The sequence below is a fragment of the Tumebacillus flagellatus genome, assembly GCF_000714935.1.
GTDB classification, from domain to species: domain Bacteria; phylum Bacillota; class Bacilli; order Tumebacillales; family Tumebacillaceae; genus Tumebacillus; species Tumebacillus flagellatus.
The window spans coordinates 15,084-35,821 of record NZ_JMIR01000018.1 but is presented as its reverse complement, the minus strand read 5'-3'; the positions used below and the strand labels follow the sequence as shown (position 1 = coordinate 35,821).

19 protein-coding genes are annotated in these 20,738 nt (G+C 57.0%); 11 read left to right on the top strand and 8 right to left on the bottom strand.

The window, feature by feature from the left end:
* Positions 1-205: 205 nt before the first annotated feature.
* Positions 206-1,693 carry an alpha/beta hydrolase gene (locus tag EL26_RS12865; protein ID WP_038089390.1) on the top strand — a complete coding sequence of 496 codons (1,488 nt, stop codon included), beginning with the start codon at positions 206-208 and terminating at the stop codon, positions 1,691-1,693.
* Entirely contained in the window at positions 1,677-2,459 is a 783-nt protein-coding gene (locus EL26_RS12860) for a hypothetical protein (protein ID WP_038089384.1), read from the top strand. The genes EL26_RS12865 and EL26_RS12860 overlap by 17 nt, the downstream gene beginning before the upstream one ends.
* 57 nt (positions 2,460-2,516) lie before the next feature.
* On the opposite strand, the gene EL26_RS12855 is transcribed toward EL26_RS12860, so the two are convergent.
* The 3 genes from EL26_RS12855 to EL26_RS12845 all read right to left on the bottom strand — a co-directional run bounded on the left by EL26_RS12855 (position 2,517) and on the right by EL26_RS12845 (position 5,835).
* Positions 2,517-2,804, bottom strand: coding sequence for a WXG100 family type VII secretion target (locus EL26_RS12855; RefSeq protein ID WP_038089382.1), 288 nt, complete (start codon positions 2,802-2,804; stop codon positions 2,517-2,519).
* A gap of 86 nt (positions 2,805-2,890) precedes the next feature.
* Entirely contained in the window at positions 2,891-4,273 is a 1,383-nt protein-coding gene (locus tag EL26_RS12850) for an amino acid permease (protein WP_052036325.1), read from the bottom strand.
* Positions 4,274-4,344: 71 nt separating this feature from the next.
* Positions 4,345-5,835, bottom strand: coding sequence for a sigma-54 interaction domain-containing protein (locus EL26_RS12845; RefSeq protein ID WP_152559260.1), 1,491 nt, complete (start codon positions 5,833-5,835; stop codon positions 4,345-4,347).
* A 162-nt stretch (positions 5,836-5,997) separates the two neighbouring features.
* Between EL26_RS12845 and EL26_RS12840 the strand changes: the two genes are divergently transcribed.
* The 3 genes from EL26_RS12840 (at position 5,998) to EL26_RS12830 (ending at position 9,441) form a co-directional block, all read left to right on the top strand.
* Positions 5,998-7,206, top strand: a complete 1,209-nt coding sequence (locus EL26_RS12840; RefSeq protein WP_038089380.1) for an ornithine--oxo-acid transaminase — start codon at positions 5,998-6,000, stop codon at positions 7,204-7,206.
* Between the two features lie 39 nt (positions 7,207-7,245).
* Positions 7,246-8,838: an L-glutamate gamma-semialdehyde dehydrogenase gene (pruA, locus tag EL26_RS12835; RefSeq protein WP_038089379.1), complete on the top strand. Its 1,593-nt coding sequence runs from the start codon at positions 7,246-7,248 to the stop codon at positions 8,836-8,838.
* Between the two features lie 78 nt (positions 8,839-8,916).
* Positions 8,917-9,441 (top strand): hypothetical protein, encoded by a 525-nt coding sequence (locus EL26_RS12830; protein WP_038089376.1) that lies wholly within the window; start codon positions 8,917-8,919, stop codon positions 9,439-9,441.
* 51 nt (positions 9,442-9,492) lie between these two features.
* On the opposite strand, the gene EL26_RS12825 is transcribed toward EL26_RS12830, so the two are convergent.
* Both EL26_RS12825 and EL26_RS12820 read right to left on the bottom strand, forming a co-directional pair.
* Positions 9,493-10,341, bottom strand: coding sequence for a GNAT family N-acetyltransferase (locus tag EL26_RS12825; protein ID WP_038089372.1), 849 nt, complete (start codon positions 10,339-10,341; stop codon positions 9,493-9,495).
* 171 nt (positions 10,342-10,512) lie between these two features.
* Positions 10,513-11,304, bottom strand: a complete 792-nt coding sequence (locus EL26_RS12820) for an alpha/beta fold hydrolase (protein WP_038089369.1) — start codon at positions 11,302-11,304, stop codon at positions 10,513-10,515.
* Positions 11,305-11,403: 99 nt separating this feature from the next.
* Between EL26_RS12820 and EL26_RS12815 the strand changes: the two genes are divergently transcribed.
* Positions 11,404-11,820, top strand: coding sequence for a WapI family immunity protein (locus tag EL26_RS12815; RefSeq protein WP_038089365.1), 417 nt, complete (start codon positions 11,404-11,406; stop codon positions 11,818-11,820).
* Positions 11,821-12,073: 253 nt separating this feature from the next.
* Here the strand turns inward: EL26_RS12815 and EL26_RS12810 are convergent, their stop codons facing one another.
* Complete coding sequence (locus tag EL26_RS12810; protein ID WP_238546108.1) at positions 12,074-12,403, bottom strand: DUF952 domain-containing protein; 330 nt, start codon at positions 12,401-12,403, stop codon at positions 12,074-12,076.
* Positions 12,400-13,086 carry a thiaminase II gene (gene tenA, locus EL26_RS12805; RefSeq protein ID WP_038089362.1) on the bottom strand — a complete coding sequence of 229 codons (687 nt, stop codon included), beginning with the start codon at positions 13,084-13,086 and terminating at the stop codon, positions 12,400-12,402. Before tenA ends, EL26_RS12810 begins: the two co-directional genes overlap by 4 nt.
* Positions 13,087-13,398: 312 nt before the next feature.
* Between tenA and EL26_RS12800 the strand changes: the two genes are divergently transcribed.
* From EL26_RS12800 to EL26_RS12790, 3 genes are all read left to right on the top strand, one after another.
* Positions 13,399-14,703, top strand: a complete 1,305-nt coding sequence (locus EL26_RS12800) for a M48 family metallopeptidase (RefSeq protein WP_038089360.1) — start codon at positions 13,399-13,401, stop codon at positions 14,701-14,703.
* Complete coding sequence (locus EL26_RS12795) at positions 14,703-15,464, top strand: aminoglycoside 3'-phosphotransferase (protein ID WP_038089357.1); 762 nt, start codon at positions 14,703-14,705, stop codon at positions 15,462-15,464. The genes EL26_RS12800 and EL26_RS12795 overlap by 1 nt, the downstream gene beginning before the upstream one ends.
* A gap of 155 nt (positions 15,465-15,619) precedes the next feature.
* Positions 15,620-17,818 (top strand): anthranilate synthase component I, encoded by a 2,199-nt coding sequence (locus EL26_RS12790; protein WP_038089354.1) that lies wholly within the window; start codon positions 15,620-15,622, stop codon positions 17,816-17,818.
* 71 nt (positions 17,819-17,889) lie between these two features.
* Here EL26_RS12790 and EL26_RS12785 read toward each other — a convergent pair whose 3' ends face one another.
* Positions 17,890-19,365, bottom strand: a complete 1,476-nt coding sequence (locus EL26_RS12785) for an anthranilate synthase component I family protein (protein WP_052036324.1) — start codon at positions 19,363-19,365, stop codon at positions 17,890-17,892.
* Positions 19,366-19,457: 92 nt separating this feature from the next.
* Between EL26_RS12785 and EL26_RS12780 the strand changes: the two genes are divergently transcribed.
* Both EL26_RS12780 and EL26_RS23795 read left to right on the top strand, forming a co-directional pair.
* Positions 19,458-19,883: a VOC family protein gene (locus EL26_RS12780; RefSeq protein WP_052036323.1), complete on the top strand. Its 426-nt coding sequence runs from the start codon at positions 19,458-19,460 to the stop codon at positions 19,881-19,883.
* Positions 19,876-20,703, top strand: coding sequence for a hypothetical protein (locus EL26_RS23795; protein ID WP_052036322.1), 828 nt, complete (start codon positions 19,876-19,878; stop codon positions 20,701-20,703). The genes EL26_RS12780 and EL26_RS23795 overlap by 8 nt, the downstream gene beginning before the upstream one ends.
* Positions 20,704-20,738 lie beyond the last annotated feature (35 nt).

The window sequence follows — 20,738 nt, the reverse complement described above, 5'->3', positions numbered from 1 at the left end:
AGCCACTATATGATTTCTTTTTTATATAACTATCTTATTGTGGTACCTATTTCCTGTCAATATTTTTCTATAGAACCATTGAATTCCCACAACTCAATTTCTCAATGGTCAAATTGGGTGGAATTTGATATTCTCTATATTTTGAATATAATATTCTTATCAATACGGTTTATGGATTTTTAGGATAAGAAAGAAGGGGACATTCGTGAGTCTTTCTGGAGAAAGCTATCCGATTCGGCGTGCGGCCTCACTTTTTTCACAGCAATCGGAAATGATTCGCACGAGCAAGAAACAACTGAAGTCGAATACGGCGCAACTGTTTCAAGGGCCGTTAGCTTGGAAAGGAACTGCGGCTCAAGCTTATGAAGAGATGATGCAACTGACCGATTCAGACTTGGATATCTGGGTTTCGGCTTACCAACGGACATCCTCCGCCCTTTATTTGCTGGCGGACCGCTTGGACGCACTGAACGGGATGAGGCATCGTTTGGCTCAATTGGAAGACGAAATCTATTGGATGAGCCAACAGAATCCGGAAGGTTGTGGCAGTCTGTTTTCGGAAACCTCCAATTTGCGCGCTCGTATCCAAGAAGAAGAACGGCAGACCAATAATGACTTGACACGGGAGTTTCAGGCGATCCTGTACTCGATTCCGAACGCCCACACACTTGGAGATCATATTCAGCAGATTGCCAATTCAAGATTTTTCGGAAATGGCAATGCTCCAAGTGTCGTCGGAGTTCAGTCCGTGAGATATCAAGGCGAGCAACTCGTTGAGTACCTCAATGACACTATTCTCATGAACCAATCTGTGATTGATTATTATAACGACCACCCCGAAGCTGTAGGACCGCATGGAGAGAGCGCGGAAGAGATGAAGGCACTAGCGTTTCAGAATCAGGAAGAGGCGCGTCGTCGAGGCGGCACACATGGAGTGCCTGTCGTATTTATGCACGGTCTTGAAGGCGGTGTCGGCACGTTCAAAACGATGGCGGACGATTTTGGCGGGGCTTCAATTATCTACACATATACACGTGATGGTAAAGTGAATGTTGAATATGGTGAGAATCAATCAACGGACCGCCCCGTTGTGCAATTTGTATTTGAAGATGGATCTATGACGTTTGAGAACCAAGAGAAAGCGTATGAGTTGATGGCGGCCCGTGCTGAAGCGGATGCGCACACAAAGCACATGATTGTCGTATCCCACAGTATGGGAGGCATTGTTTCCACCAAATACATTTTGGACACAGGCGGAGAGGACGTCTCTAAGTTGGTGACCTTAGCTTCTCCCATCGGTGGGTCCAAGGTGGATGAGTACGCCATGGTAGGGATGGACTTTACTCCCGGCGGAATCTTGGGGAATGCTGTCATTGGAAAATGGTTCCCAGCGATCAATAATTTGCGGTCCGACTCGAACCCGATCCATGAACTGTATAAGGATCGGACTGATTTCAATCCGGACACTCAAGTGTTCTCAGCAGGCGGTCGAGCGTACGGCCCATTTGGTGACGGGGTCGTGTTGCCGGACAGCGCTGCAAAACTGAAGGAATTTACTTCCGACGATCAATTTTCGTGGAAAATGTACGATGAATTGAACCATTCGGATATGCACGAAGACCCTGAAGTGCGCGAGGATGTCTACCAGTATGTTTACGAGGGAAAGGTACCGCAGGATGAAAGAAAAAAGTAAAAGGTGGATTGTGAACATTGCGGGTTTGGTCGTGAGCGTAATGCTCTCCTTCCTGCTGTATCTTCTGTTTCCTGAGGTATTAGGGCCGTACTACTTCGTAGGGGGCTTTACGCTGTTTCCGGTCGTGTATGGGGTTGCTATTCTCTATGCTCTTTTCCTTCGAAAAGTACAATGGGTGCAAGGGTGGAGAGAATTTACCTCGATGTGGGTTTTGGTCGGGGTCTTTCTATGTTTTGTTCTTACGGAGGGGCCTTATGGGCCTACATCATGGCCGAGTGTATCAAGCTACTACTATGAGGTATCGTGGGAAAAAAGCCGATTGCAAGAAGTAAAAGAAGGAAGATATGCCCCTACTGATGACATGCCATTTGAACAAAAGGATCAGATCCGAGAAGAACTTCTTACGAAGGGCTTCTATATGAACGGAGCGATTCTGCTCATGTCCAATCCGGACTACTACGTAATCAATATGTACAGGGACTCCTTTTTCCACGGAGCTGATCAATATGTGGCTACGTACAATTCCAAGACTGGACAACTTTCCCAACCTCAAAAAGTGACAGATGTGATTGAGCAAGCAAGGAGTGAGAAGATCCTCCCGGATGAACCGTTTAGCGCTAAAATTAGTTTTTTCATTCTGGAAAAGCAGGGGTATCTCTTTCCGAAAAACGGGCCAAGTGTTTGGTACATTGCTACTTTCGGGATTCGAGATGAGCGTGTCGTCATTCTCTCGGCTGATGTAAAGCCTCTTACCAACGCTAAATAGAGTGGTTTCGAAGCCTCAACTCCATAAACCACTCTCGTTTTCAATCAAAGTATTAAGTTAGCGAGAGCCGGTAAACTGTCGTTTCGCTGTTGACTCCGCTTGGTCGTACAGTGTGGCTGCTTCTTCCAGGTAGCCGGCCGTCTTCTCAAGTGCCAAAGCAATTCCTTCAGCAAATGAGTTCATTTTGTTGAAGATATCAAGATAATGATCGTAGCAATTGCCCGTCCAACTAACACGCGCTTGACTGTTGATAGTATGCATGACTGTACGCAAATCTTGTGCAAGGAAAACATTCCGATAGTGTTCTTGATGCAAGTTTTCAGCCGATACTTGAATTTCACTCATACGATGCCCTCCGATTCAAAGTTTTATCATAAATTGAATATACTAGAAACAAGGCTTCTCTGCATCTAGAGAAGTCTTTTTTTCTTCTATCGATTTAGCTGCTTCCGCACCACCGCATAATAATACCCATAACACCCCGCCACAAACGGCACCCCGCAATACAACGCAATTCGCTGATCCGGATCAAACGCCAAACTCACGAGCACCGCCACATTCAAAACTGTGGCAATCAAAGGCAGCAGCGGATACCCCGGCGTGCGAAACTTCAAATCCTCCACGCGTCCGCCGTCGCGCACGTACTTCCTGCGAAACGCCAACTGCGACCATGTGATCGAAATCCACCCGACCTGCGCGCCGAGTCCCGCCAGTGAGATCAGCCACAGATACACCGTTTCCTCCGCATACACGCTCGACAACAACGACAGAAACGCAATCACCATCGTCAACACCAACGCATTCAGCGGAACCGCCCGCCGGTTTACGGCACCCAATGATTTCGGCGCCATCCCTTCGCTGGAGAGTGCGAACATCATCCGCGTCGCCGCATACAGCCCGGAATTTGCCACCGACAGCAACGCCGTCAAGATCACGAAGTTCATAATCCCTGCCGCATACGGAATCCCGATCGCGTCAAACACCGCCACAAACGGGCTTTCCACCACGCCCGCCTGCTGATACGGAATCAGCCCCGCCAACACAAAGATCGCCAGCACGAAAAAAACCAACGTCCGCCACACCGTCGTGCGGATGCTCTGCGGGATCGTCCGCTCCGGGTCCTGCGACTCACCCGCCGCAATCCCGATCAACTCCGTCCCCTGAAACGAGAAGTTCACAGTAATCATCGTTAAGATCAGACCTTTAATCCCGTATGGCATCAGCCCGATCGACGTGTAATGATGGAGCATCGGCGCGGCTTGTCCGTTTCGAAACCCGATCAACCCGAACATCGCCGCCGCCCCCAACACGATGAAGAGCAAGATCACCGCCACCTTGATGCTCGCAAACCAAAACTCCGTCTCCGCAAACGACCTCGCCGACAGCGCATTGAGCAAAAACAACAGCACGCCAAAAACCAAACACCACACCCACGACGGCACGCCGGCAAACCAGCGCTGCATCAACTGCGCCGCCGACAACAACTCCAGCGCCACCGTGACCGCCCAGCCCAGCCAATACAGCCAGCCGACGGCAAACCCGGTGCCCGGCCCGATAAATTTCGTCGTGTACGTCTGAAACGAGCCGGAAACCGGCATCGCGACAGACAGCTCCCCGAGACAGAGCATCGTCAAATACATGATCAGCCCGCCGACGAGGTAGGACAGAATCGCGCCAAACGGCCCCGCCTGTCCGATCGTATACCCCGACCCGAGAAAAAATCCTGTCCCGATCACGCCGCCAAGCGAAATCATAAACAAGTGGCGGCTTTTCATGGTGCGTTGCAATTCGTGGTGTTGATGTGTGTCAGACATACCTCTTCAGAGCCTCCATCCAATCGGCATGGGATCGCACGGCTCGCCGGACAGCCCTTGGCAAAAAAAGCCTACGCCCGCAGTCCCAGGCGCTTCGCCCGGTACTGCAAACTCTGTCGGCTCAAGCCCAATTCCTTCGCCGCCCTCGACAAATTGCCGCTGTGGCGGGCGAGGGTCTGTTGGATGTAGTGTTTCTCAAACTCTTCCAGTTTATCGCGGAGAGTGCCGGGAACGGGCGAACTTTCGATCTCGTCGGAGCCGGCGAATTCTGCGGAATCCACGATTTCGACGCTCCCTGTACGACCGGCTTGACTTGACTTTTTTACAGTCTCCGCTGAACCCAAAGCCGCCTCCTCCGATGAAACCTCCATCGGCGCGAGTATTTTTTTCCTCCGCACATGATGCAGCGGCAAATGCACCATCTCAATCTCGCGCTCCTCGTCCATCAAGTTCATCGCGCCCTCGATCAAGTGCTGCAACTCCCGCACGTTCCCCGGCCACTCATACCCGGTGAAGAACGCCCGCACTTCGTCGCTCACCCCGTCCACCTCCATTTCAAACAACTGGTTGTACTTGCGAATGAAGTGCTCCGCCAGCACCGCCACATCGCCCGACCGCTCCCTGAGCGGCGGCAGCATCAAGGTGACGACGCCGAGGCGGTAGTAGAGGTCTTTGCGCAGGCGTTCGTGCGAAATCGCTTCAATCGGGTCTTCGTTGATCGCCGCGATGATGCGGACGTTGACGCGCCGGTCCTTGGTGTCGCCGATGCGCCTTACTGTCTTCTCCTGCAACACGCGCAACAGTTTCGCTTGCAGCGGCAGACTCAGCGAATTGATCTCATCCAAAAAAAGCGTCCCGCCCTCCGCCTGCTCAAACAACCCCGGCCGCTCAATCGCCCCGGTAAAAGCCCCCTTCGCCGTCCCGAACAGCAGCCCCTCGATCAACGAATCCGGCAACGCCGCACAGTTCTGGGACAGAAACGGCCCCTCCGCCCGCAGGCTCGCGTTGTGAATGCTCTGCACGATTAGCTCCTTGCCCGTCCCCGTCTCGCCCGCCACCAACACGGAGGACGACGTCCTCGCCGCCCGTTTGGCATGCTCGATCACGTCGCGGATCGCATCGCTCTCGCCGATGATGCTGGCAAACGTGTAGCGCGTGTTGCCTTTTTCCTGCTCCAACAGCGTTTCGCGGATCAGCCGCTCCATCTTCGTCACATCGTTGGCGATCTCCATCGCGCCGACCAGCACCCCGTTTTCAAAAATCGGGTAGGTGTTGTTCAGCGTCGTGATCGGCTTGCCCTTATCGTTGAAGTAACTCTGCCGCACGTTGCGAATCGCCCGCCCCTCGCGCAGACAGCGCAGCAGGGTGGACTCCTCCTGCGCCGGGAAATGGAACACGTCGCGCAAGTTCTTGCCGAGCACGTCCTGCGGGGACATCGATTCCAGCTCCGTCATCTTGCGGTTGTACACCACCGTCGTCCCGTCCGCGTCGATCACATGCACGCCCTCGTTGATCTCGTTCAAGATCTGCTCATAGATCGGAAAAAAACGCCCCTCTGCCAAAAGTTTTTGCCTCCTTCTGCCGAACTTTTTTGCTCCTGCCAATTATTTTGGCACAAAAAAACCGAACTTGCACGAAAAATCGCTTGTTTCACGATTGGCACGCTTTTTGCAATCTACATATCCTAAGAAAGCCTAAGGCAATTTCAAGGAGGTTACACCCTCATGACCAAAACCAAACAAATTATCGACCAAACAGAAAAGTTCGGTGCACATAACTATCATCCGCTTCCGATCGTCATCGCCGAAGCGGAAGGCGTCTGGGTTCATGACCCGGAAGGCAACAAATACATGGATATGCTCTCCGCGTACTCCGCGCTCAACCAAGGGCATCGTCATCCGAAGATCATCCAAGCGCTTAAGGACCAAGCGGACAAAGTCACGCTGACCTCCCGCGCGTTCCACAGCGAGCGCCTCGGCGAGTTCTACGAAAAGCTCGTGCAAGTGACCGGCAAGAACATGATCCTCCCGATGAACACGGGTGCCGAAGCGGTCGAAACCGCCATCAAAGCCGTCCGCCGCTGGGCGTACGACGTGAAAAAAGTGCCGGAGAACATGGCGGAGATCATCGTCTGCGAAGGCAACTTCCACGGCCGCACCACCACGATCACGTCGTTCTCGTCGGACGAATCGTACCGCCGCGGTTTCGGGCCGTTCACCCCGGGCTTCAAGATCATCCCGTACGGCGACCTCGACGCGCTGAAGGCGGCGATCACGCCGAACACCGCCGCGTTCCTCGTGGAGCCGATCCAAGGAGAAGCGGGCATCCTCATCCCGCGCGACGGCTTCTTGAAGGAAGCGTATGAGACCTGCAAATCGCAAAACGTCCTGTTCGTCGCCGACGAGATTCAAACCGGCTTCGGCCGCACCGGCAAACTGTTCGCGTCGCAATGGGAAGAGATCACCCCGGACATGTACATCATGGGCAAGGCGCTCGGCGGCGGCGTGTTCCCGATCTCGGCAGTGGCAGCCGACAGCGAAATTCTCGGCGTCTTTGAACCGGGCTCCCACGGTTCGACGTTCGGCGGCAACCCGTTGGGCTGTGCAGTCGCCATCGCAGCGCTGAACGTCATTGAAGAGGAGAAGCTCGTCGAACGTTCCCTCGAACTCGGAACCTACTTCATTGAAAAGCTCCGCGAGATCCAAAACCCGGAGATCAAGGACATTCGCGGCCGCGGCTTGTTCATCGGCGTGGAACTGACGGGACGCGCACGCCCGTATTGCGAGAAGCTCAAAGAACTGGGCCTGCTCTGCAAAGAAACGCACGAGACCACGATCCGCTTCGCACCGCCGCTGACGATCACCACCGAAGAACTCGACTGGGCGATTGCGCGAATCAAGCAAGTGCTTGAAACCGCAAACGTGGCGAACTAATCGAGAACGAATTCAGAATCAGAGAGGAGCCCGGCGTACATGACCACCCAAACCAAACCGGCAGTCCGCAAGATCACTCCGTTTGTGAACGAACCGTTTGTCGACTTCACCCAACCGGAACACAAAGCGGCGATGGAAGCGGCGCTGACCAAGATCAAAACCCAACTCGGACGCGACATCCCGCTGCACATCGGCGGCGAGTTGATTCAGACCGAAGGCAAGATCACGTCGATCAACCCGGGCAAAACGGACGAAGTGATCGGCCGCGTCTCCAAAGCGTCGCAAGCGCTCGCCGAGCAAGCGATGCAATCGGCGCTGACCGCGTTTGAATCGTGGAAAAAAGTCCCGGCCCGCGAGCGTGCCGAATACCTGTTCCGCGCGGCGGAGTTGATGCGTGAGCGCAAGCATGAGTTCTCCGCGATGATGATCCTCGAAGCGGGCAAGAACTATGCGGAAGCAGACGCGGACACCGCCGAAGCGATCGACTTCATGGAATACTACGCGCGCGAAGCGATTCGCCTCAGCGAAACGAACATTCACCATCCGCTGCCGAAGATCGATTCGGAAGAGAACATGCTGACCTACATTCCGTTGGGCGTCGGCTTCGTCATTCCGCCGTGGAACTTCCCGCTCGCGATCTGTGTCGGCATGACGACCGCCGCGATCGTCTCCGGCAACACCGTTCTGCTCAAGCCGTCCTCGATCACGCCGGTCATCGCGCACATGTTTGTGGAGTTGATGGAAGAAGTCGGTCTGCCAAGCGGCGTTCTGAACTTCATCCCGGGCTCTTCCGCAGAAGTGGGCGACTACTTGACCGCGCATCCGAAGACCCGTTTCATCTCGTTCACGGGCTCCAAGGAAGTCGGCCTGCACATCAACCGACTGGCGGCACAGACGGCTGAGGGCCAGATTTGGATCAAGCGCGTCGTCGCGGAGATGGGCGGCAAGGACGGCATCGTCGTCGACGAAACGGCAGACCTCGACGCGGCGGCGGCTTCTATCGTGGCGTCGGCGTTCGGGTTCCAAGGGCAGAAGTGCTCGGCGGGCTCCCGTGCGATTATCGTCGAGTCGGTGTATGACCAAGTGGTCGAGAAAGTCGCGGAACTGACCAGGAAGCTGCAAATCGGGCTGCCGGAAGAGAACTACGCAACCGGCCCGGTGTCGGACGCGAACGCCTACAACAAGATCCTTGAGTATATCGAGATCGGCAAGAGCGAAGGCCGTCTCGTCGCCGGCGGCGGCAAAGCGGAAGAGGCGGGCAACGGCTACTACATCCAGCCGACCGTGTTTGCAGACGTGGCGCCGAACGCCCGCATCATGAAGGAAGAAATCTTCGGCCCGGTGCTGGCGATCGCCAAAGCGAAGGACTGGCAAGAAGCGATTGCGATCTACAACGACACGGAGTTCGGTCTGACCGGTTCGTTCTACTCCACGGATGAAGTGCGGATTGCCGAAGCGTTGGAGACGATGCACTGCGGCAACCTCTACATCAACCGTAAATGCACGGGCGCGCTCGTCGGCGTGCATCCGTTCGGCGGCTTCAACATGTCCGGCACCGACTCCAAAGCGGGCGGCCATGACTACCTCCTGCTGTTCACCCAAGCCAAACTGGCTTCGCGGAAGGTTAAGTAACGTTTTGGTAGAAGTAGAGAACTTGAGGCGCGAGTGTGCGCTTCAGGTTCTTTTTTTCTGTCGGGAGGAGATAAAAATTTGTCGTTTGAACTTCGTATCTTGCACCAAGAGTGGAGTTCCCCGGACGCCGGGTCGTATGACATCTGCTCGCACGGCCACATCTTCCTCAAAGTCCATGACATCGTGCTCTCGGACGAGGAGCAGAATTGGACAATTAACGTGACTGGGTTACTCTTGCTGAAATCCTTGCGGGACGGGCGTCACACCGTCGAGTTTCGTCACCAGCCGATGTTTAACTGTTGCGGCGGGTTGCTGGAAGGAATGGGTTGTTACGTCTGTGCGGACTGGAATGTGCGGTTTGAGGGGGACGATGTCATCTTGGACGACTTTCGCACGTGGTACAGCCAAGAAGAAGGGAAACAGTTTTATCCGGGTTTGCAGGTTCGGATGTCCAGAGAACGCTATCGAGAGCAAGTGCTGTCGTTCGCCCGCCAAGCCAAAGAGTTTTATTTCAGCACGCCCAAGCAGATCTTTGATGAGTGGGAACGGGAGCTCACGGAGAAGTTTTGGAAGGAGTATGACGAGCTTCTTCATCGTTTATAGAGAAGAAAAAAGGATCTACCCCGCCGTCCGTGCGAGATCGATCCTTTTTTCTCATCCATAGGCTTGTGCGGAAATGGCGAACAGGGTGCCCTGACGCGGCGGCAGGTGTTCCGCACCGATCAGCATCACGGGCGGGACGTTGGCGAGACGGAAGCCGCGGGGAGGCAGGGCACGGGTCAGTTCGGTTTGTTCCGAGGGGATGTCGATGCGAAGCGCTCCGTCATGGCGACGCGCCAAAGTATCGACCATCGCAAGCGCGGTTTCCGCATTGGGCGCGACAACGGGGCCGATGACGCGGTAGACCGGGCCTTGGACCGCGAGGGCAAATCCGACAACGGACCCCGCCCGGCGCAGGAGAAGTCCGTCGACCGCTTGTTGCACTCGTCGTTCCAGAAATCTTCGGCGCACCGCTCCGATCGCTTCAGCATCGAGCTGTACGAGGCGCTCCCACTCCAGTTCGGCGGGATTCAGCGGTGTCAACTCATACCCGTCCGGAAGCGGCACATCAGCAACGGGCACATACGTGTCCGCCAAAAACTTATGCAGCGTCCCGACGGTATGAAATCCCATCGATTCATAGAGCAACTGCCCTTGCGCCGTCGCCACGAGCATCGCCGGGATGCCGGGCTTGTCCTCCAAGACACGGTTCATCACCTTCGTTCCTAAACCCAGACGCCTGTACTTCGGGTCGACCATCACGCCGCCGATCGACGCAAGCCCCGTATAGGGAAACACCGCCGCGCTGGACACGGCACGACCTTCCTCGTCGACATGTCCGTACATCACACCGACCGACAGCAGAAACCGCAATTCCGGCGGGGCATAATCCCAGCCGATCGAATCTGAAAGCGCCACCAAGTCGGCGATATGGCGCTCATCCAGTTTTGTGATTTGTAACATATTTCCACCCCATTTCTAGCACTCATTGTACCAGATTCGAGGCAAAAAAAGTCCCCGACCCGTGCTGGTCGGAGACTCTTTTGCAAACGGTAAGGAAAGCGTTGCCAGAATCGCGTTGGCGTACTGCCGGGCTCCTTGCGGGTTGGGATGCCGGAGCGAGGCGCGGTTTTCTTACATCTGGAGGAAATCGAGCACCATGTCGTTGAACTGCACGGGGATTTCCAAGTTGATGATGTGCGCGATGTTCGGGAGCACCACCAGTTCGGAGAGCGTGATGCGGCCGTGGAGCAGGGTGGCGATTTGCGACATGTCCGGGTAGTCGAGCTCTCCCGCGAGAATCAGGGTCGGCGCTTTGATTTCGTGCAAGCGCTCGATGACAGGCGGCTGAAGGAATTTCGGGAAGTTCTCCGGCTTCGGCAGGGCGAACGCGTGGAAGACCATGTCGAGGAAGCGTTCGCGCACTTCGGTCGGGACGCGGCCCGGCGCTTGGCCAGGACCTTCGAGCCACTGGTTGGCGAACACGTTGGCGACGGCGTTCACGTCTCCCGTTTGCACAACGGAGTTGAACGTCGCGATGTCTTCCTTGCGCACATCGGTCATCGGGAAGCCGTTGAGTCCGCTGGAAACGAGAACGAGCTTGTTGACTTTCTGCGGGTGCGCGACGGTGAATTCCAGCGCGGAGTAGCCGCCAAACGACAGACCGCAAACATGCGCGCGCTCGACGCCGAGATGGTCGAGCAGTGCGGCGAGGTCGTCGTAGTTGGAAAAGTCGCCCGCTGCCGGGCCGGATTGTCCAAAGCCGCGCATGTCGTAGCGAATGACTTGAAAATGCTTCTGCAATTCGGCAAACTGCTCGTCCCACAGGCGGGAGTCCAAGTTGAAGCCGTGGATGAACACCAACGGATATCCGCTGCCCGCCGTCTCGTAGTAAAGGGTGGTGCCGTTGATTTCTGCGTATGCCATCTAGAGGTCACCTAGCTTTCTGAGAAGTTCTGGGATTAGTTTACCAAAGAATCAGCGGCGATGGTAGAATGAGGGGAAACAGAGAGGGGGCGGGTTGAGATGGAGATTTTCAACGTGAGAAATGAACGGGAACATGTTCGGGTGGAGTTGAAGGGGTTTGAGGAAGACGACCCGTATGATGGTCAACTCCTCCAAGTAATGATTGATCTCAAGTGTGGCACATTTCGTATCTTGAAAGATGAAAGAACATCGCAGAAACTGGTGCGTGCTTTTTACGAAGCGTTGCGGCAAAGCAACGAGAACTTAGAGGGGACGGTGTCCTTCTCGACGATCGGGCATGAAATGATCTTGAATTTGACCTATGAGAAGGTAGGCAAAGTGCAGGTCGAATGCTATTGGAACGACTATGGCCTTGGATCGATCGCCATAAAGGCTGAGTTCACGACGGATCAAACATTCATCACCGCGGCGCTTCAAGGGGTGGAGGAATACCTCGCCCTCTACGGCGATCATTAAAAAGAGACCTGCCCCGTCAAGGCTGGTCTCTTTTTTTCTTAGTGATACCTCGTCACTTCAAACCGGTAATACTACACGCCTTTCTCATCAGTCGCAATCCCGGCTTTCTCCAGCGCGATTTGCACTTGCTCTTCATTGGAGCGGATGTTTGGCAAGCTCCGTCTCGCGCACGAGTGCGCGTTCGTCGCCGCCGATGTCGGGGATGATCAACGGGGGATGCTGCATCAACGCGCCGAGCCGAATCGGCTCCATCTTAGACCGTCCAGCCGGCAGGACCGCGTTCCATCTGGCGAATCTCCACGATCGCGTCGGTGTTCAGCGGGCCGTAGATGTGCGGGTAGAGGTCGCCGTCGCTCGCTTGCTCGTACTTGACCTCCGATTTCACGCGGTCTTCGTCGATCACGAGCAGCAACAACTCGCCTTCATACGTCGTATACACGCGGTTCATCACGCGCTCCAACAGGTCGTCCCCCTTGGTCGCGTGAATGAAGCCTTCCTCTTCATAATCGCGGGGAAGGTATTCCGCCTTGCCCTCGAATTGCTGCCAATACGGGGCAGGCGTCAAACAGTAGATCACGTTCATTTCGATACCGTCTCCTTCTCTGCAAATGGCCACTTCTCCAGTGTGTACGCCATCTGCCAGAACGAATACTCATAGTCGCTGCTCAAAATAAAATGACGCTCCATCCGCCGCTTCTCTTCGTCCGACGCCGCTTCCGCCAACTCGTCGAGACGGTTGATCTGCTCGGCGACCAATTCGCCGAACCACTCGCCGCCGTACGCGTTGATCCAGTCTTGGTAGACCGGCTCCGGCGATTCTACGCCGACATAGCGCTTGCCGATCTCCCAATACAGCCAGTAGCACGGCAAGATCGCGGCGAGAATCTCGCCGAGCGTCCCCGTGTAGCCGACGGCGATCAGGTGGTTGGCGTAGCTGTACGCGGACGGCGCCGGTTGGAACGCCGCTTTTTGCTCATCGGTGATCCCAAGGCGCACGGTGAAGTTGCGGTGCAACTCCATCTCCGCTTCATACGTGCCTTGGGCGTGGTGCGCCATGCGCGACATCGTGTAGAGGTCTCCTGCGCGCGCCGCGCCGAGCGCCTGTACTTTTGCGAAGACAGAGAGGTAGTAGGAGTCGTTCAGCACATAATGTTTGAAGCACTCCAAAGGAAGCGACCCGTCCGCCACTCCGGTGACAAACGGGTGGTCAAAACTCGCTTGCCAGCTCGCTTCGACCTTCTGACGCAGGGATTCCGAAAATTTCATTGTGATACAGCCTCCATTCCGGCTATTGAATTGACACAACAGGGCAATTGTAGCAAACCTGCTCGGAAATCGGAATCCTCATAACAAATCGACTGCTTTTGCCCGGCTCCGACTCCCCCCATAATCGCAACAGCCGTTCAAGCCACCAAGCGAAAAAACGGACGCCAACGCCAAGAAGAGCCTGAATCCGCTGATTTGGCGGAATTTGGGCCTTTTATTAGGGAGGTTGAAGAAAGCGGCGGGGCGAATAAAATACAAGTGAAGAATTGCAGAATTACATGTTGAATCGAAGCGATGGGGGATTGCAAAGAGATGAGTCAAACAGCGACGCTTCCGAACGCATTGGGGAATGCGCAAGAAACAAGGAAAGAATGCCCGGAGTGCAAAGCGGGCTTGCCGCACACGCCGGGGTACAAATCGTGGTGCCCGAGCTGCAACTGGAACTTGGCGGACGAAGAGAAGCGGGAGCCTGCCAACCGCTTTGAGAAAGTCATGCTGCAACTCGGCTCCAAGATGAGCGAAGGTCTGTTCCGAGAAGTACAAGGACGAGCCTCTTCATTGAAAAGAAAGTTCACGCCCGCCAAGTTGCTCGCGTACGCCATCGCGACCGTCGTGCACGGGGTGACGTTGATTTTTGTGGCGGCGGCGGCTTGGTTGTATTACGTCGCGGTCACGGAGGGGATGGTTTCGTGTTACATCTGGGGGACGGTGGTGGCGCTGTTGGCGTGGGTGTCGCTTCCAAAATGGCGGAAAAAACCGAAGAAGCAACACCTCCTCGACCGCAACGAGTTCTCGACGCTGTACAAATTGGTCGATGATCTCGCCGATTCGATGGGCACGAAGCGCGTGGACGGGTTGGTCTTCTCCCACGATTACAACGCGTACTTTTACTCGGCGGGGCTTGGCAAGAAGTACATCGGGGTCGGGGTGCCGCTCCTGTCCGTGCTGAACGGTCAGGAAAAAGTGGCGTTGCTAGCCCATGAGACCGCGCACGGAGCCAACGGAGACAGCAACCGCGGCTTCTATGTGTCGCAGGCGTACGAGAATTTGTTTACCTGGGCGGAAATGATCTATCCGGTTTCGCTGTTCGGCAATGGCTTGCTAGGGGTTCTGCTGATGCCGGTGCTGCTCTTGATGCGCTTGTTCGCGTATAGTTTGATCTGGACTGGCATGGGATTGGTGCACTTGCTGTTCCGCGATTCGCAGCGGGCGGAGTATTACGCGGATTTGTTGGCGATGCAACAGAGCGGACGGGAAGCGATGGAGTCGATGCTGCAGAAATTGTTCTGGACGCAGACGTTCCAGTATACGATTCACAAGTGTTATTTCAACAAGCATGAAGACCTCGTCTCGCTGTTGCGAAGTGAAGTTGCGAACATCCCGGATACGGAGATCGAACGTTTGCGCCGCCTCAGTTTGCGGGAAGACTCCCGTTTGGACGTCACCCATCCGCCGAGCGCGTACCGAATCGAGTTGATGAAGAGCGTGGAATCCACCCCGCGCATCGAATTGTCGCCGGATGACGAGCGCGCGCTGGAAAAAGAACTGAGCGCTCTGTATGCGAAGACGCACAACAAATGGATGGACATCGTGGCGGAAGGGTGGCGGGTTTGGTAATGAACCAGACGTTTCGGGAAGTGATCGGCAACTGCCGATGGGAGGAATTGACCGTGGGCTGCTCCGGCGCCACGCTGCATCGCTTGATCGGGTTGGAGGGGCAGCCGACCCGGTATCTCAAGATGATGAGCCGCTTGGCGGGTTCGGACTTGGCGTTTGAAGCGGAGCGCACGCGCTGGGCGGCGCAGTTCTTGCCGGCGCCGGACGTGCTGGATTTCCGCGAAGAGGGCGTGTTTGAATACCTGCTGATGTCGGAAGTGCCGGGGGTGCATGCCGCCGACGAGCACTTTGCGGGACGCGCGGCCGACATCGTGCCGCTCTTGGCGGCCGGGTTGCGCCGCGTGCACGAAACGTTGCCCGTGAATCTGTGCCCGTATGATATGCGCACAGACGTGCTGTTGCAAGTCGCCAAGATCAATTTGCACAGCGGCTTGATGGAGGAAGGAATCGAGAATCCGGAAGCGGAGTTGCAAGAGCTGATCCAATCCCGCCCGGAGACGACGGAGCAGGACCTGGTCGTCATTCACGGCGATTACAGTTTCCCAAATGTCATGCTGACTCCGGCAGGCGATGCGGTCTCCGGGTATGTCGATTGGGGCGCGCTGGGGACCGCCGACCGCTATCTTGATCTCGCCATCGCGGTGAAGAGCGTCGTCTATAATGTCGGCGAGTCGTGGGTGCCGGTGTTTTTGAAATCCTATGCGCCGGACGTGGATCTGCGGAAGTTGGAGTGGTTCCGGCGGGTGAATCGTTTTTTGTAAGCTTCGATTGCCGCGCCGTTGAAGCGGTGTTATAATTTAACCAGTTTAGAGCACAGAGCTTAGAGTTTGAGATGAGACGAGTCAGGACAGCAGAGTAGAGGTTAGTGAACAGCATATGTTCTGTTGTCCTCCTATCACAGAGGAGGAAATTTCCCATGAGCATTCTTTCCAATTTGAAGTTGGATTCTGAAGTCAAGACCTACACCACCCGCGAAGGCATCCTGATCTCCCGCACGTTGGAGCAAGTGGAGGTGCAAGGAGCCGTCGAGCACATCCTGCACGGGATCGACTCGCGGCGCGGGGCGTTGTTCTCCAGTTCGTATGAGTATCCGGGACGATACTCCCGTTGGGACACCGGGTTTCTCAATCCGGCGTTGGAGGTGCGAGCGTCTGCTTCAGGCCGGAACTTCACCCTCACAGCGCTCAATTCGCGCGGCGAGGTCCTGATGGGCCTCGTCGGCGATTTTTTAGATGCCCACCCGGACATCTCCCTCTCCGAGCGAACTTCCACTTTGTTGCAAGGCACCATCCGCCAGTCTGATGCGTTTTTTTATGAAGAACAGCGCAGCCGCCAAGCGTCTGTGTTTACGGTGATTCGCGCGTTTCAAGAGCTGTTTGCGTCGGATGACGACAGCTTCTTGGGGTTGTACGGCGCGTTTGGCTACGACTTGATCTATCAGTTGGAGCCGATGGAATTGAAGCAGCGGCGCGACGAGGAGCAGTCCGATCTCGTGTTGTTCTTGCCGGACGAATTAACCGTCGTCGACCACCAGATGGGGTTGGCGTATCGTCTGCGCTATGAATTTGAAGTGAACGGCCGCAGCACGTCGGGTTTGCCGCGCGAGGGCCGCGACACGGAGCGGAAGTTCCCGAACGAACCGCTGCCGGAGTATGTGCCGGGCCGCTATGCGGACATCGTGCGCGGGGCGATGGATCACTTCCGCCGGGGCGACATGTTCGAAGTGGTGCCGACGCAATCGCTGTTTGAACGCTGCGCGGAACGCCCGTCCGAAGTGTTCACCAAGCTCAAGCAGATCAACCCGAGCCCGTACGGGTTTATCATCAACCTCGGCAACGAATACCTCGTCGGGTCGTCGCCGGAGATGTACGTGCGCGTGGAGGGCGACCGCGTCGAGACGTGCCCGATCTCCGGGACGATCAAGCGCGGAGCCGATGCGGTGGAAGATGCCGACCGCATCCGCGAGCTGTTGAACTCGCGCAAGGACGAGTCGGAGCTGACGATGTGCACCGACGTCGACCGCAACGACAAGTCGCGCATCTGCGTGCCGGGCTCCGTCAAAGTGATCGGTCGCCGTCAGACGGAGATGTACTCGCACTTGATTCACACCGTCGACCATGTCGAGGGGCAGTTGGCACCGCAGTATGACGCGCTCGACGCGTTTATTACGCACATGTGGGCGGTCACGATCACCGGCGCGCCGAAGCCGGCGGCGGCTCGTTGGATCGAGCAGAACGAGCACGCGCCGCGCATCTGGTACGGCGGCGCTGTCGGGTATCTGACGTTCAACGGCGATTTGAACACCGGACTCACCCTGCGCACGATTCGCATCAAGGACGATGTCGCGGAAATTCGCGTCGGCGCGACGGTGTTGTACGATTCGGTGCCGGAGGACGAAGAGACGGAGACGCTGACCAAGGCGGCGGCGCTGGTGCAAGCGATTCGCAGCGTCCGCAACCGGTATCAACCGCAGAAGTTGACCGGCCGCCCGCCGTACCGTCCGGGCGCGGGCAAGCGCGTGCTGTTTGTCGACCATGAAGATTCGTTCGTGCACACGCTGGCGAACTACTTCCGCCAAACGGGTGCCGACGTCGTCACGCTGCGTTCGCCGTTGGCACGGCAAACTTTGCAAGACGCCCGAGAAACGTTCGACCTCGTGCTGCTCTCGCCGGGGCCGGGTCGTCCGGAGCAGTTTCAGCTTGGCGAGACGATCGCGCTTTGCTTGCAGCGGGAGATTCCGGTCTTCGGCGTGTGTTTGGGGCTGCAAGGGATCGTCGAGCACTTTGGCGGCTCGCTGGGTCAACTGCCGATCCCGCGCCACGGGAAGCCTGCAACCGTTCAGCAACAGGGGGCGAGCCCGATGTTCCAAGGTCTGCCCGAGCAGTTCACCGTCGGGCTGTACCACTCGCTCTATGCGGCCGACGTGCCGGAGAGCCTACGCGTGACCGCCGTGACGGATGACGGCATCGTGATGGGCGTGGAACACCGCGAACTGCCGATTTCGGCGGTGCAGTTCCACCCGGAGTCGATCATGAGCGCCCGCAACCAGTTGGGGCTGCGGATGATCGAGAATGTGCTGGCTCACGCAGCGGGGCAGCCGGTGAGCACGAAGTAATCGGAAACAGAAAATCGAAAGCAGAGAATTGAGAAAGCCCAACGCGTCGACGGTGACGTGTTGGGCTTTTTTCAGTACCAGTCCGGACGGATGCGGCCTTGGGACCAGGCGTCGAGGGCGCGGAGCATGCCGCGGGCTTTGACTTGCGTTTCGGCGTATTCGTCCTCGGGGTCGGAGTCCGCCACGATGCCGCCGCCGACGTAGAGGCGAATTTCCCGGTCGTCCGTAAACGTCATCGTGCGGATGGCGATGTTCCAGCCCGCCAAGCCGCGCGCGTCGAGGAAGCCGAGCGAACCGGTGTAGATGCCTCGGCGCGAGAGTTCCAATTCGTGAATGATCTGCATGGCGCGAATCTTCGGCGCGCCGGTGATCGAGCCGCCGGGGAACGTCGCTTTGAGGATCTCGCCCGCCGAGATGCGGGGCGGCAGTTTCCCGCGCACGACGGCGACTTGGTGCCAGACGGTGCGGTGCGCTTCCAGATCAAACAGCACGGGCACTTCGACAGTGCCGGGGCGGCAGAATTTGCCGAGGTCGTTGCGTTCGAGATCGACGATCATCAGCAGTTCGGCGCGGTCTTTCTCGCTGGTCGCGAGGTCTTGCCGCAGGGCGAGGTCGGAGGCGGCGTCCGTTCCCCGGGGGCGCGTGCCTTTGATCGGGATCGTCTCGATGTCCGTCTGATCCCAGCGCAGGAACAACTCGGGCGAACCGCTGAGGATCACATAGCCGGGGATGTTGAAATAACCGGCATACTGCCCGCCGTTCGTCTCGCGCAGATGCAAGTAGAGCGCCCACGGATCGGCGTCGGCGACGTCGACGGCGATCTGGTAGGTGAAATTCGCTTGGAAGATGTCGCCCTCGCGGATGTAGTGCTTTACGCGCCGGATGCGTTCCAGATAATCCGCCTTGGAAAGTTCGGGACGCAGCGGGCGGAGCACGCGGGGAAGCGCGGCGTCGGAGTTGACTGTCGCGGCGGGATTTGCCGAAACAGCAGGACTTGCCGATGCGGCAGGATTTGCCGATGCGGCAGATTGTGCCGACTCGCTCGCTTTGCTTGCTTGACTCGATTCGCGGTGCGACGCCAGCGCTTGTGCCAGCAGTTCGTCCACCGCTTGCTCGGCGTTTGCGCTTTCGGTGACGGCGACGACCCAGGTGGTTTTTTCCAAGGTGTCGAGGATGAGAGCTTTGCCGGGGAGGATCAGCACGCCGTCGGGAATTTGGTGCGGGTTGGGTTTGGGTTCTCCGATGCGCTCCAAGTTCCAGCCGAGCTCGTAGCCGAGAAAACCGAGCACGCCGGTCAGATAGGGCGGTGCGTCGACAGGCAGGTCGTTCAGAGTCGGAGCTTCGGCTGTCAGACGATCGAGGGCGGCAAACGGACACTCCGCGTCGTCATGGCGCAAGTCCAACTGCCGCACGGGGTCCCATGCGAGAATCATGTAGCGGCCGTGCGCGCCGCTGTCCAGCCACAAGCTGTACGGCAGATGCGCCACACGGGAAAAAAGAGAAACGGCGTCCAGCGCCTGATGGATACGTCTCCATGCTGCAAACAAGTCGGAATCACCTCAACACGTTCTCGCCAAAATGTCGTCGTCATTGTACTATACATCCGACGGGAAGTACAGGAAGTAGAGGGAGGGCTTGTATGTTTACCACACGCGGATTGAATCATGTGACGCTGTTTGTGGAAAGCTTGGCGGATTCGCTCGTTTTTTACCAAGAGATCTTGCGGATGAAGCTCGTGCAGAGAGGCAAGGATTACGCCTATTTGGAATCGGGGCCGACATGGTTTTGCGTGTCGGAGAAACCGTCGAACGCCAACGTGCAAGGGGAGAAGGGCGTCAACCACATCGCGCTGACCGTCTCGCTGGAAGAGTTTGACGAAGCGGTGGCGCACTTGCGGACGCACGGCGTGCCGATCGTGCGGGAGCCGGTGATGCGCGGAATCGGGCGGGCGGTCAACTTCCTCGACCCGGACGGCGTGCAGTGGGAATTTCACTGCTCGAACCTCGCCGAGCGCATGACGGTGATTCAAGAGATGGAGCGTGAGAAGTTTGGGTCGGATGTTTGATTGGTACGCGTTTGCCGATTACAGCGGGGCGAAGACGTTGGCGGGTCAGCGCAAGCACATCGTGTTGGCGAAGGGCGACGGGCGGGACGTGACGCTTGTGCATCATACGCGGGCGTCGCTTTTTGGAGCGTGGAAAGGCTTGTTGCAAGGGGCGGGGGAGAAGCGGATTCTGCTCGGCGTGGATCACAGCTACAGTTTTCCTCTGGGGTTTTACGAGGCGGTGACGGGAGAGACGCAGCGGTCGTGGGACGACTTGCTGGCTCTGTTGAAGTCGGCGGCGTCGTGTCTGTCGGAGTGGAACCCGCGCGACTGGGCGGCGCAAGCGAACGCCGTGATCGCCGCGCGCACCGGACACTCGACCGGCCCGTTCTGGGGGGCTCACTTCCGCGCGCAGGTGAAAAAACCGAACTTCCCGCACGCGGAACTGAGGCTGCCGGAACGTCGACTGGTGGAAACGCGCAATCGGAGTCTGAAGCCGATCTATCAGTTGGGCGGCAACGGAGCGGTCGGGTTGCAGTCGTTGTTTGGGATGCCGTACCTCGCGCACCTGCGCCGTTTTTGCCGCGAGCAAGGGATTTTGCTGCACGCGTGGCCGTTTGACGGTTGGGAGATCCCGGCGCATGGGCATGTGCTCGTGGAGGTGTACCCCACGCTCTACAACCGCGGACAACGCACCGATGAGAACGACGCCGAGGCTTGCGTGACGGCGCTGGCCGAATTGGATCAGCGAGACGAATTGCTCCCTCTCTTCCACCCGAAGTTGAACGACGAAGAACGGAAGCGGGCGGGCATGGAAGGCTGGGTGCTGGGTGTCGACTAAACTCGACTGCCCAGCCCGACAGCGAACAAAAAAAG